This window comes from Exiguobacterium sp. s143 (assembly GCF_018618895.1).
GTDB lineage: Bacteria > Bacillota > Bacilli > Exiguobacteriales > Exiguobacteriaceae > Exiguobacterium_A > Exiguobacterium_A abrahamii.
On the sequence record NZ_JACSMX010000001.1, the window covers coordinates 31,131 to 43,288 of the forward strand.

Genomic DNA, 12,158 nt, shown 5'->3' on the forward strand with positions numbered 1-12,158 from the left:
AGGAGGGATGACATGGGGGTCTTCCTCGTCAAACGCATATTATCCGTCATCCCGATCTTGTTACTTGCTGTCTTGATTCTGACAGGGTTGATTCATTTGTCACCAGTTGATCCGGCACAGGCCTATCTATCTGCTGCCCACATCCAACCGACGGATGAACTGCTCGCTGCAAAACGAGCAGAATTCGGACTCGATCAACCGTTCTACAAACAATACTTCGATGCCGTCATCCGCTTGGCGCAGCTCGATTTCGGCACATCGTATCTTTCCGGAAAACCGGTTTTAGAAGATGTCTTGCTTCGCTTACCACCGACGGTCGAGCTGGCAGTGACGAGTCTGCTGCTCGCACTCGTCATAAGCATCCCGCTCGGGTTCCTTGCTGGGATCAAGAAGAATGGCTTCTTTGACCATCTCAGTCGGGGGATCGCATTCATCGGTGCCTCGATTCCGTCGTTTTGGCTCGGGTATCTGTTCATCTTCTTCTTTGCCGTAAAGCTGGATTGGTTTCCGGTCGGTGGAACGGGAAGTGTGATGCACTTGATCTTACCGGCATTGACACTCGCGTTTCCGTTGATTGCCCTTTATACACGATTGCTACGCGGCAGTGTGATCGAAGCATTGAACGAACCGTATGTCTTGTTTGCCCGGACACGTGGATTAAAGGAAGGACGGATTCTTGGGAAACACGTCCTTCGGATGGCGATTCCGCCGATGATCACGGGTCTTGGGATGAACCTTGGGAAGTTGCTGACGGGAACGATCATCGTCGAGACCGTCTTCTCGTGGCCAGGATTCGGTCGCTACTTCATTGAAGCAATCTTTGATCGGGATATGCCGGTCATCCAAGGCTACGTCTTTCTCGCGGCACTCGTCTTCATCGGCAGCAGTTTGCTCGTCGACATCATTCAAGCCGTGCTCGATCCACGACTAGCGAAAAAAGGAGGGACGGTATGAATACTCCACTTCCAGCAACGATGATCCGGTCGCGGTATACACCGCTTCTTTATCTTTGTGCCCTCGTCTTAATCGGGATGGCAGGCATAGCTTTGTTTGCGCCATGGATTGCGCCGCATGATCCGAACCTCGTCGACTTGACGCAAAAGCTTCACGGTCCGTCGTCAGCCTATCCGCTCGGAACCGACCAGCTCGGACGCTGCCTCTTATCGCGCTTGATTTACGGCGCGCGGATTTCACTCGGTTGCGCCGTGTTGATTTTCATCGCCTCACTTGCGATCGGACTGTTTGTCGGAACACTAGCCGGCTATCGTGGCGGTTGGGTCGACCAACTCTTGATGCGTCTGTGTGACGGTGTGATGGCATTTCCGAGTCTGATTCTCGTCCTCGGCCTCGTCGGTATCTTCGGTCCAGGTCTCAAGCAAGTCATCATCGCCTTAATGCTCGTCCAGTGGGTCTACTACGCGCGGATGTTCCGCGGAATGGTCATGACGTTGAAGACGGAAGCGTTCATCGCCGCCGCTCGCGTCAACGGTTCGTCTTCGTGGAAGATCATTCGGACGCATATCCTGCCGAACATCTTACCACCGTTGCTCGTCATCGGGACGCTTGAGATGGGCTGGGCGATCATGGATATCTCGGCGATGTCGTTCCTCGGGCTTGGTGTCCAGTCACCGACAGCCGAGTGGGGGGCGATGATTCACGAAGGAAAATCGTACATCCGGACGAATCCGGAATTGATGATTTATCCGGGACTTGCGATCATGCTCGTCATCATCAGCTTTAACCTAGTAGGAGAACAGTTAGCAGAACGATTCGGTGTGTCAAAAACGATGAAATGAGAGGAGGTGCCCGTATCGAACCGATTTTAGCTGTCGACGGTCTGACCGTCCGTACGAAACAACAAGTGACACTGATTGAAGAGGTATCATTCTCGATTCAACCAGGTCGGATCCTCGGTCTTGTCGGAGAGAGTGGCTGCGGAAAAACGGTGACGAGTCTCGCTTTGATGCGTCTGCTCAATCCGCAGACGACAGACGTCACCGGTGACATCCAACTGAATGGCAGATCAATCATGTCTCTATCCGAACGAACCGTCCGAACGATTCGAGGCGGTGAGATTGCGTTCATCATGCAAAATCCGATGAGTGCCTTCACACCGGTCTACTCGATCGGGCACCAGATGATCGAGACGATTCAGACCCATTCACGTTGTTCAAAACGTGAAGCGAAACAACAAGCGATGACGGCACTCGAAGAAGTCAATCTGACGGACGCCGCCCGGTTGCTCAAAGCTTATCCATTCGAACTGAGTGGCGGGATGTTGCAACGGATCATGATCGCCTTAGCTGTTGCCCTGCGCCCAAGCGTCTTGATTGCCGACGAACCGACGACGGCACTCGATGTCTTTAATCAGAAGACAGTTCTTGAGTTACTCGAACGGATGCGCGCGACCTATGGAACGGCGATGTTACTCATCTCACACGATCTCGGTGTGATCGCTGAACTCGCAGACGATGTTCTCGTCATGCAGCAAGGACGGATCGTTGAGCAAGCAGATGTTTTTGATTTGTTTGATCGACCGCAACATCCGTATACACAGTCCCTTCTCGCCCAGCATCTAGGAAGGGAGGCGTTCGGATGAGTTTACTACAGATCGATCAAGTCTCACACGTCTATAAACGCCGGTTTCAACCAGCAGAGACCGTCTTACACGAGGTCTCATTGACGCTTGAAGCAGGACGCTGTCTCGGATTGCTCGGGTCGAGTGGTGCCGGGAAAAGTACGCTCGGACGATTGTTGCTCGGACTCGAACGTCCGTCAAGCGGCACGATTTGGTTCAATGGTGTCGATCGCCACGCGACAAAACGACCATTTCAAGGTGACGTCCAAGTCGTCTTTCAGGATTCCTTCGCTGCGGTCAATCCGAAGCTGACGGCTGCCGATATCATCGCCGAACCGCTTGATAACTTCATTCGTTTAAAGGGTGAAGCACGGCAACAGCGTCTCGTCACGCTTATCGAACAAGTCGGGCTCAAGGCGGCGGATCTGACAAAATATCCGGCGCAGTTCAGTGGTGGGCAACTGCAGCGAATCGCGATTGCGCGAGCGATTGCTGCTGAACCACGTCTGATCGTTTTAGACGAAGCAGTCAGTAGCCTCGACATGGTCAACAAACGATTGATTCTCGCATTGCTAGCTGACTTGAAACGGCTACACGGTCTAACATATGTCTTTATCACGCATGACATTAAAGCTGCCGAGCAACTTTGCGACAGCTTCGCGATCTTAGAGCAAGGACGCCTCGTCGGGCATTACCCGAGTCTAGTTGCATTTGATGCTGCGACGGATCCTGCCGTTGAACGGATGCGCCAAGCAAAGCTTGCCGTGCATCCAAGGCAACGAACGATTCGAAAGACACAATCAAACAAAGGATAACGGACTGCTGAACGGCTCCGTTATCCTTTTTTGTTGTAGAGTCGGATTAGTAAGACGTTTTTCGAAACCGAAGACCAGACCAGCCAAGTGTTAGGGCAATCCAAACGAGACAAGAAGCGACACCGATTAGATGGGACGAAGAAAAAAACGACGTGTTCGATGGAAGCGACAGAAGCGCACCAGGCATAAAGAATAGAATGTCTGGCATTAGCGAAGGAAGTGCAACAAGTAGTAAGGAAACGACGAGCGACAGGATGCCGATCGGAACAGCGCGTTGCAAAAAGGTGCTGATCAGTAGTGTCAGACCGACGACGAATAACGTCCAAAGACTAAAATCGAGGATGATGCGTAGCGCAAGCATCGGCGAAAGGGATCCGAACCAATAGACGGTCAGACAATAGGACGTGAGTGCGCCGATCAGAATCCCGAATAGACTGATCATCCCGTGACTGAACCATTTCGACAGCAGATAAACATTCCGAGAGACAGGGCGCGTCAGAATGAAATCCTGCATGCCGGTTTGTCGGTCTGAAGCGAGCAGTCCCATGAAGCTCATGATCAGGACGATCAAGCCAAGCTGATTGAATTGCCCATGGATTGTTGCGCTGAAGACGTCAAGCGGTTGCGGAGTAGGACGATTCGGATCAACGATGATTCCGTCTGCATTTCCGACGTGTGCGAGCAAGACATCCATGTACATCAACAGTAATGGTTGTGTCACCCCGAGGGCAATGAAGAACAGCGGTAACCAAACGATCTTCCATTCTTTCCATGCTTCCAACCACTCGGTCCATGTCAGCGTATAAAAGGTCCTCATACGTCTGCCACCATGTCGAGGAACCGTTCCTCGAGTCCGATCGGTTGATAGGCAATCGAAGCAATCGACCATCCTAGCTGAATCAGAGTAGTCGCTAACTGCGAGAGATCAAGCGGCTGCTGCGCGGAGAACTGATAGCAGCATGGGTTGATTCGATCAATCTCGACTTGTGGAAATCGTGTCGCAGAAAACGACGAGACAGGGAGAAGCGTCTCGACTTGAATCCGATATTGATCCACGTTACGTTGATTATCGAGCGGCCCCAGCAATTTTCCGTGTTTAATGACGAGGAAGCGATCGCAACACGTCTTTGCGTCTTCTAACAGGTGCGTTGAGACGATGATCGTCATCCGTTTCTTTAAGCGGAGGATCAATTGATTGATATCATGTCGACCACTCGGATCAAGTGCAGAAGCCGGTTCGTCAAGAATCAAAAATGTCGGTTCATGTAAGATGGCTTGGGCGATTCCGAGACGTTGGCGCATGCCGCCGGACAGGCGTTCGATGATTTCTGTTTGTTGATCGTAGAGTCCAACTTCATGTAGAACGTCCGGAATCCGCTTATTTAACGTTGCGCGATCAAGCCCCGACAAGCGTCCGAAAAAACGTAATGATTGTTCGCACGTCATCCAAGGCTTAAAGTCGGTCTGTTGTGATAAGTAGCCGATCGATTGCTGCTGTTGACGGATGGGGCGCGAAGACATCGTGATGGAACCACGGTCACTCTCGATCATGCCGCTCAGACATTTCAGGAGTGTCGTCTTTCCGGCACCATTCGGACCAATCAGTCCAAGACATTCATGTTCGTGAATCGTAAAGGAAATATCGTCTAAGATAAGACGTCGTTGAAGTGAAAGCTGGAGATGAGAAATCTGAATCATGCTGTCATCCTCCTTCCGAGGACGAAGTAGAGAATCGAGCCAATCGGCTGGACGAGGAGAATAATCAATAACCAAGTAGTCGGTGTCGCGATCCGGTCCTTCCGTCTAAACCAATCGATACAGGCGCAGCTGAGTAGAATCAGGTTGATGGAGATGTAAATCAATAATAGGGGCAGGAATTGTTCCCAGTTGATTTGTGATAAGGCAGAGAAATCTGTGTTCATAAAAAACCCTCCTTTTCTATTACCATTATCAATAATGAAAATAGAAAAGTCAATGCCATAGACGAATCATCGTTAGTTCTCAATCAGTTAGAGCTATGATAAACTTCTCTTATCAAAATTTTCCAAATGCGATTTGAATCAAATCGTTTAGATGAAAGGCGAACTATCAAACGAATCATGATGTCGAGGAGGATTATATGCAGATTTATCAATTCAAAAAAGAGGTTGGTAAGAAGATTACGAAATTCGATTCGAACTTCGTGATGTCACGGATCATGCAGACGGAAAAAGTGACGCACATCGGATGCATCCATTTAGAGAAGGATGGCGTAGTCGGTTATCACCAGGCGGTCGTGCCGCAACTCTTGTTAATTGTAGAGGGTGAAGGATGGGTAAGAGGGGAAACGGATGACTACATAAACGTTCAGCGTGGGGAAGCCGTGTATTGGAATCAAGGAGAATGGCACGAAACGAAGACGGGTACGGGGTTAACAGCGATTGTAATTGAAAGTGAAGAAATCGATAGATCATCTCTCGTTTCCATATGACGAAACTAAGTGCGATACATAAAGAGGCTGACTCAAAAAAAGAATGATTCGCTTCCTCACGCGAGACACAAGCCAGTATTCCTGCTTCATTCAAGCAGGAATACTGGCTTGTTTGTCTCTGACAGCGCAAAAATGCGCTTTTCCTGTAGGAGTGGCGTGTAAAGCATCATTCTTTTTATCTTTGTAGAGACTAAAGTTTGCGTCAGCCTCTACTCTGATTCAGTACACCATTTTTCTAATTCTTCGAGGCATAGATGTAACCGAGCAGTGATCATTTCTCGATTACCCATCTGTTGCGTTGTTTTATGAGTGAGTTGAGGCTGATGTAGAATGTCGTAGTGCTCATACGCTTCTTGCAATATCCATAATGTATATTCATCCAGTAATCGTTGAATTTGAGTGGTGCGTTCGTCTCCAACCACGTTAAAGCAATATCCACTTATGAATCCGTCAGCGATTTTGTTAAGAATATTATTTTTTTCTTGATACGCTTGCTTTATGTATCGTGGTGCATTTGAAAAGGCTGGTAGCAGAAATTTGTAACAAAAAACGAAGTAAGCCGCATATTTCAAATCAAAATCCAATCTTGGAAACGGGTCAATGATTGCAATGTGTTCATCACTTAAAATTAAATTTTCTGGGGTTACATCTTGATTCACGAGAGAGATGTTTTGAACCTGAGTTCGTCTATTTTCAATTAAAGCATGAATATGTTTACCGACTTTTTCTTTATCAAAGCAAAGACTAGAGTGAATGAGAGCATTTAAGGCAGTTAAGACGTGTTCATTTTCTTCCTGCCATAATTCATCCTCGTTTCTTAAATCACTACCTTGTAAAGTTTCCCCTTGCCAGTGCAGTTCCCCGAAACCAACAATAGAGGTTTTCTGGTTGTGTATACGATGAAAAATTTGTCCTAATTTCGTACCGTAAGAATGGGCTTTATTCTGATCGAGTAACAATAAATCTGTTCCACGACCCATGAACGTTTCTACTGTAAATACTGTGTCATCTTCAATAAAATACTGATAAAAGTCAGGACAGACATTTTGGTCACTTGTATTGGCATGTAAATAGTAAGCTTTCGTAGACTCATACTCTGTAGTCAGCTCTTGTTCATCAATCTGTTGCAACTCCCCATAAGCCTCATTCTTTTTTATGCGAATTACAAGGTCTTGATCATCTACTCTCTTTAACTTATATACAGTGTGCCAAGCTCCTTCACCAATCTTTAGAATCTGTTCTGCTTTTATGTTTAACGTATCCAGTACAATTGCATCAAGATCTTCTTTGATCCGTTTCATGGGGTCTATTTTCTCTCCCTCACAATGTTGTCTCGTTTCAGTTTGGTGAAAATACGCTTCTAGAAACGGAGCGTGTTTAGGGCAAGATGACGAGTGAGACGGTCCGTTCAGTTGCCTGGTCTTCTGTCTCTAGGTGATGATATTTTTCGAGCAATGTTCGCATGTCCTGTTGGAAATCGTTGAAGGTTTCATCCGTCAGGTGCAATTTCGCGATCGAGAACGTCGAATGGTCCTGACCTTGCGTTTGAACGGTCTGTTCGAAGTACGTCTGGTACTGCTGCAAGACATACATGAAGTAGAACGAGACGAAGTTCACTTTTTCATCGTACGTCGCACTGTTCCAGTCTGCTTCGCTGATTTGATAACCGCTCGTGTTCAAGGCATAGATTTTTTCCTCGACTTTTCCGACGCGCTGGACGGCGACGATTTTCAACAACTGATCGTCCATCATCGCATTGACTTGCCGGTACAAAGTAGACTGCGGTACATCCGTTAAAAGTTGATTCAGTTGCATGATTGATAAGCCGTCTTCGCGATCAATCAATTCGAGTGCAATCTTAAACCGGACATGATTTTTGAATAAGTTAAAGTTCACGACGTATTCCACTCCTTCGTTCAATCGATTCTAAAACTATCTTATCATGCTTTTGGAAACATTCTTAAAAATGATAATGTAAAAAGAGGTAATTTGATATGTTCCTTGAATGATTTACATTAGAGTATGTTTAGAAAGGAGCCTTCATATGAAAAATACAAGTTATCGCTACGGTACATATGCCCTCATTACAAGTTTTTTCTTATTCTTCATCGTTCAGATGTTCCGAGCGTATATTGAATTATCTCCAGAATTTCTAGGAGAAAACCTTGGTGAGTATTACTTAACATATTTCCCGATGAGTGCGTTGATTCTTGGACTCGTCTTACTGATCCACGGCTGGTGGACTGAAGATGAGAAAAAACAGCGTGAAAAGCTAGTTGCAAAAAATCAGCAAGAATCAAATGAATCGGTGTGACATCATGCCGTTGATAAAGAAGACCGACAACGAATTTTCGTTGCCGGTCTTTATTGTTTCATATGTCTTATTTCGCAAAACGCTTAATCGCGAAAGGTCCGATCGGTTCAGTCGTCGATTGTTCCATAATCAATTCACTAAGTACTTTTCCGACTAAGCTACTGAACTTGAATCCGTGACCGGAAAAGCCAGCGGCGATCGCGATGTGCGGATAGTCCGGATGCAAATCGATGATGAAATCCTCATCTGGCGTTATCGTATAGAGACACGTTTTGCCGTGAGCTAAAGTATCGATCGAGGGCATGAACGTATTCGTGAACTGTTGTAAATCAGCCAGATCACTCGTCTCTTGACCGAATGGACGGCGTGGTTGATTCGGATCAACGGGAATCCCACCGTCGTGGCGTCCGATTTTCAGGCCGGCTTGAGCAATGCTTGGAAAACCGTAATAATAACCGGCGGGTGTATCAAAGGCGAAGGCAGGGAACGCCGCGTCGTTAAATATCTCTTCGGCTGCTTCGAACCAGGCGAACGTCTTGCGGACCGGGCGTAGCGGTAAGGAGAGTCCAGTCTGTTCGAGTAACGATCCGGACCAGGCACCGGCTGCGACGATCAACTCGTCAGCCGAATAGGTGTCTGATCCGACGGTCACGTCAACGCCAGTGGCGTGGGCAGTGAGCGTCGTCACTTTCGCATTCGTCCGAATGTCGACGCCGTTCGCGACAGCAAGATCGCGATACGCTTCAATACAATCCGCGCACTTCAATACACCAGACGTCGGTTCAAAACAACCGATATAATCGTCGGGCATCGTTAAGCCGGACCAGCGGGTTCTCATTTCCTCAGCCGTCAGGACCTCGAGCGGCAAATCGTATTGCGCTGCACTCCTGATGATCGTCTGCATCGAACGGGACGAGCGGTGACCAGCGTTTAAGACTCCGGTGTTCAGGAACAGACTCCGACCGCTGATCTGTTCTAACTCATACCACAAGCGTTGCGCGGCTAACGCCAGCGGCACATAAGCTTCACCTTCACCGTAGGCATGGCGAATGATCCGAGTCTCCCCGTGATGGCTCGCCTGATCATGCGGTGGATTATGGGCATCTAACAATAGGATTTTTTGATCGGTTCGTGAGAGATAGTAGCTGGCTGCCATCCCCATGGAACCGGCACCGACGATGATGACATCATAATGGGACATCTGGTTCGACTCCTTCATATGTAAGTTCACACCAGTATAGAGTGAGAACTAGAAAAGAACAAATGAAAGATTAAATCTCGAAGCGACGGGCTTCTTGTTCTAAGTGTTCTGTCCGCTCGTTCAAATCACCGACGAGCGTATGCAGCGTCGTGATCGTCGCGATCATCTGTTCAGATGCAGCGGCGACTTCCTCGTTACTTGCCGTATGTTCTTCCGCGACAGCGGCAATTTCCGTCAAGGCATTACGAATGAACCGTTCTGCCTGCAAGACGTCTTCCATCTGTTGGGTCATCTGCTGTGTTGCCGTTGAGACGTGCGTGACTTGATCCGTCAACCGTTCGAACGTCGTATCCGTATCGAGAACGATCTGTTCACCGGCTGCAGTTGCTTCGACCGTCGTCTTGAAGCTATGTTGCATCTGCTGCGCACTGGCTTCAATCGACGTGACGATTGTTGCGATCTCACTGACACTGCTAGCGACATGGCTTGAGAGATTCTTGACCTCGGTCGCAACGACGGCAAATCCTTTTCCTTGTTCACCAGCTCGTGCCGCTTCAATCGCGGCATTAAGCGCGAGTAGATTCGTCTGCTCGGAAATACCGCGGATGATGCCGACGAGCGTTTGGATATCCGATGATTGCTGTTTCAGTAGATCAATCTGTTCAGCAGACTGCGTGACGTGCTGATGAATGTGGCGCATCTGTTCGACGGAAGCGGACATTTGATCCCGTCCGACTCGTGTCAGTGTTGCCATCTGCTCCGTCGTTCCTTGAATTTCGACACCAGACTGATTCGTCGTTTCAATCAATGTTGCGAACCGATTCATCTCATCATTCAATGAGAGCGTGACTTGGGTCTGACTTTCCGTCCCAGTCGCGATTTCCGACATCGTATGAGCGATTTGTTCGGAACCGTCGAGTACTTCCGACGTACTTTGATCAATCGATTGACTCGTCGTCGAGACGAGAGTAGCTGTCTGTTTGATGTCGACAATCATCGTCCGCAGCATCTCGTTCATATCACGAATCGAGATCGCAAGCGCATAGATTTCGTCTCTCGAAGCAATCGTCAAATCGGTCAACGTCTGTTTTGCCTGATCCAGTCGCCCCTCGGCAATCAAGGCAGCGACTTTCTGTAACGTCTCGAGCGGACGTAATTTTCGACCGAGGACGAAGTAGAGCAAGACGAGTGTGATCGTTAACAGAAGAAGTAAAAGTCCAATGAAAATCGGTGCATTTTGTTTTAATAATTCTGTTGTGAGGGCATCGATTTCCTTCGCAGCGATGTCGACGCCAAGAATTCCGATGATTTGACCAGACGCATCCTTTAACGGAACGTAGACACTCATATACTGTCCATATACAGAATCATCAATGATGTCCGTCGCGTGTGTTCCACCATTTAATACGTCCTTCATATCAGCGACTTTTGCGCCACTCGCCGGTTCATTAATCTTTGCGGCATCTTTCTTAGGGAGACCGTCAATCAGCAAACGGACCTTGTTTTGGTCGATGCGTGCTGTGTATGTATACAAGAGTCCGTTTTGTTTACGTAAGGTATCAAGTTGATTCCGTAGGGTTTCATACTGCTCGGACGCGACAGGCGATTGTAGGAATTCGCTATAAGCCACTGTGTCGAATGTTTTGCTGATGCGAAGCGCGTCCTTTTCGGCGGTCGCTTTCAGCGTTGAGACTGCAGTTTGTTTCGTATTGAAGTATAAGGCCAGACTACTAAAAACAAAAAAGGCAATCAAAATCAAACTGATCATTACTAAAAGACGTGTTCGGATGGAATGGTTCTTGGTTGTGTTTTTCACATGCAACCGTCCTTTCAACTCATATTTTCTATCTGTAATTCATTTATCGGTCGTTAAAATACATATTAAACAGGACCTTTTGACGATTTTTTTATAAAAGGTCGTAAGAAAAACCGTTTTTTCTTAAAAAAGGATTTATTAAGAATGATTCAGGGCACATATTAGATAGAAAGAAATACAAGTTGAGGGAAGAGGGATTGAGATGGAAAGTGAAGTCGATCATCGAATCAAGGCAAGACATGTATATGAAAATGAATTACGAAGACACGCGATCAGCACAAAAAAAACCACATTTCGATTGATGACATGTCTACGTTGCCAATCGAAGATTCTGTTGAAACAGGGACATCAGGATAGCCATCAATGTGACGCGAACTAAAAAATCCCGCTCTTAGGAGCGAGATTGAACAAAGTGTATAGGTAGGAAAAGCAACGGCTAGAATGACAAAAACAATCATGAGCACTTGTTTTTCGGTCGTTCACGTTAGGATTTCATAGGCAACACATAGCGTAATAATAATTGTTGGATACAGGCAAGTAGCGTTCCGATTGTCAACGGAGCAAGAATCAAACCGATTCCGATGATAATCAGACCAGGCGCGTCGTCAATCTGACCAATATAGAAAAAGACGGGAAAGAGACATGCCGTTAAAATGGCGACGATATAAAAAGACAATTTCATCGATTGAATGGAAGCTGTGATGAGTGGAAAAGCCGGAGGAGCCATCGACATATATCGAAGGATGCGGAGCGCATGGAATAAAATCAAAAGAGTCGGGATGAAGATAAGGTATGCGGTCAATAGAACACTGTAGCCAGGTCGCTCGAGTAACAAGTTTTTCGTGATACCATGCCAGACAAGTGGGATACCAAGACCAGCTAAACCGAACAGACTGAAGATGATACCGAAGACGATAAAGCGTAAAAACCGGACTTGCCAGACGAAATGATTCACGATATCAAC

General features: G+C 47.3%; 14 protein-coding genes. 6 read left to right on the forward strand and 8 right to left on the reverse strand.

Annotated features, from left to right (window positions below):
- Nucleotides 1-12 precede the first annotated feature (12 nt).
- The 4 genes from nikB to KNQ03_RS00210 are packed head-to-tail and all read left to right on the forward strand — an operon-like array spanning nt 13 to nt 3,393.
- Nucleotides 13-954 carry a nickel ABC transporter permease gene (gene nikB, locus KNQ03_RS00195; RefSeq protein ID WP_214722873.1) on the forward strand — a complete coding sequence of 314 codons (942 nt, stop codon included), beginning with the start codon at nt 13-15 and terminating at the stop codon, nt 952-954.
- Nucleotides 951-1,796, forward strand: coding sequence for a nickel ABC transporter permease subunit NikC (nikC, locus tag KNQ03_RS00200; RefSeq protein ID WP_370688682.1), 846 nt, complete (start codon nt 951-953; stop codon nt 1,794-1,796). Before nikB ends, nikC begins: the two co-directional genes overlap by 4 nt.
- The gene (locus KNQ03_RS00205) at nt 1,793-2,599 is read left to right on the forward strand and encodes an ABC transporter ATP-binding protein (protein WP_064300073.1); all 807 of its coding nucleotides are present in this window, start codon (nt 1,793-1,795) and stop codon (nt 2,597-2,599) included. Before nikC ends, KNQ03_RS00205 begins: the two co-directional genes overlap by 4 nt.
- Nucleotides 2,596-3,393 (forward strand): ATP-binding cassette domain-containing protein, encoded by a 798-nt coding sequence (locus KNQ03_RS00210; RefSeq protein WP_214722875.1) that lies wholly within the window; start codon nt 2,596-2,598, stop codon nt 3,391-3,393. The genes KNQ03_RS00205 and KNQ03_RS00210 overlap by 4 nt, the downstream gene beginning before the upstream one ends.
- A gap of 46 nt (nt 3,394-3,439) precedes the next feature.
- Here KNQ03_RS00210 and KNQ03_RS00215 read toward each other — a convergent pair whose 3' ends face one another.
- From KNQ03_RS00215 to KNQ03_RS00225, 3 genes are read right to left on the reverse strand one after another with little or no spacing between them, the layout of a single operon-like run.
- Nucleotides 3,440-4,210 carry an ABC transporter permease gene (locus tag KNQ03_RS00215; RefSeq protein WP_214722876.1) on the reverse strand — a complete coding sequence of 257 codons (771 nt, stop codon included), beginning with the start codon at nt 4,208-4,210 and terminating at the stop codon, nt 3,440-3,442.
- Complete coding sequence (locus tag KNQ03_RS00220; protein WP_214722878.1) at nt 4,207-5,091, reverse strand: ABC transporter ATP-binding protein; 885 nt, start codon at nt 5,089-5,091, stop codon at nt 4,207-4,209. Before KNQ03_RS00220 ends, KNQ03_RS00215 begins: the two co-directional genes overlap by 4 nt.
- On the reverse strand, nt 5,088-5,315 hold the full coding sequence (locus KNQ03_RS00225; RefSeq protein ID WP_064300069.1) for a PLDc N-terminal domain-containing protein: 228 nt from the start codon (nt 5,313-5,315) through the stop codon (nt 5,088-5,090). The genes KNQ03_RS00220 and KNQ03_RS00225 overlap by 4 nt, the downstream gene beginning before the upstream one ends.
- 197 nt (nt 5,316-5,512) lie before the next feature.
- On the opposite strand from KNQ03_RS00225, the gene KNQ03_RS00230 reads away from it, so the two are divergent.
- Entirely contained in the window at nt 5,513-5,863 is a 351-nt protein-coding gene (locus KNQ03_RS00230; protein WP_214722880.1) for a cupin, read from the forward strand.
- Nucleotides 5,864-6,072: 209 nt separating this feature from the next.
- Here the strand turns inward: KNQ03_RS00230 and KNQ03_RS00235 are convergent, their stop codons facing one another.
- Together KNQ03_RS00235 and KNQ03_RS00240 are read right to left on the reverse strand one after the other, a co-directional pair.
- Nucleotides 6,073-7,164 (reverse strand): hypothetical protein, encoded by a 1,092-nt coding sequence (locus KNQ03_RS00235; protein ID WP_214722882.1) that lies wholly within the window; start codon nt 7,162-7,164, stop codon nt 6,073-6,075.
- A gap of 76 nt (nt 7,165-7,240) precedes the next feature.
- Nucleotides 7,241-7,759 carry a transcriptional regulator gene (locus tag KNQ03_RS00240; RefSeq protein ID WP_214722884.1) on the reverse strand — a complete coding sequence of 173 codons (519 nt, stop codon included), beginning with the start codon at nt 7,757-7,759 and terminating at the stop codon, nt 7,241-7,243.
- 148 nt (nt 7,760-7,907) lie between these two features.
- On the opposite strand from KNQ03_RS00240, the gene KNQ03_RS00245 reads away from it, so the two are divergent.
- On the forward strand, nt 7,908-8,177 hold the full coding sequence (locus KNQ03_RS00245; RefSeq protein WP_058705074.1) for a hypothetical protein: 270 nt from the start codon (nt 7,908-7,910) through the stop codon (nt 8,175-8,177).
- Between the two features lie 67 nt (nt 8,178-8,244).
- On the opposite strand, the gene solA is transcribed toward KNQ03_RS00245, so the two are convergent.
- From solA to KNQ03_RS16960, 3 genes are all read right to left on the reverse strand, one after another.
- The gene (solA, locus tag KNQ03_RS00250) at nt 8,245-9,396 is read right to left on the reverse strand and encodes an N-methyl-L-tryptophan oxidase (RefSeq protein WP_214722886.1); all 1,152 of its coding nucleotides are present in this window, start codon (nt 9,394-9,396) and stop codon (nt 8,245-8,247) included.
- Between the two features lie 52 nt (nt 9,397-9,448).
- Nucleotides 9,449-11,194, reverse strand: coding sequence for a methyl-accepting chemotaxis protein (locus KNQ03_RS00255; protein WP_371743228.1), 1,746 nt, complete (start codon nt 11,192-11,194; stop codon nt 9,449-9,451).
- Between the two features lie 484 nt (nt 11,195-11,678).
- The gene (locus KNQ03_RS16960) at nt 11,679-12,149 is read right to left on the reverse strand and encodes a DUF2975 domain-containing protein (RefSeq protein ID WP_133208171.1); all 471 of its coding nucleotides are present in this window, start codon (nt 12,147-12,149) and stop codon (nt 11,679-11,681) included.
- Nucleotides 12,150-12,158 lie beyond the last annotated feature (9 nt).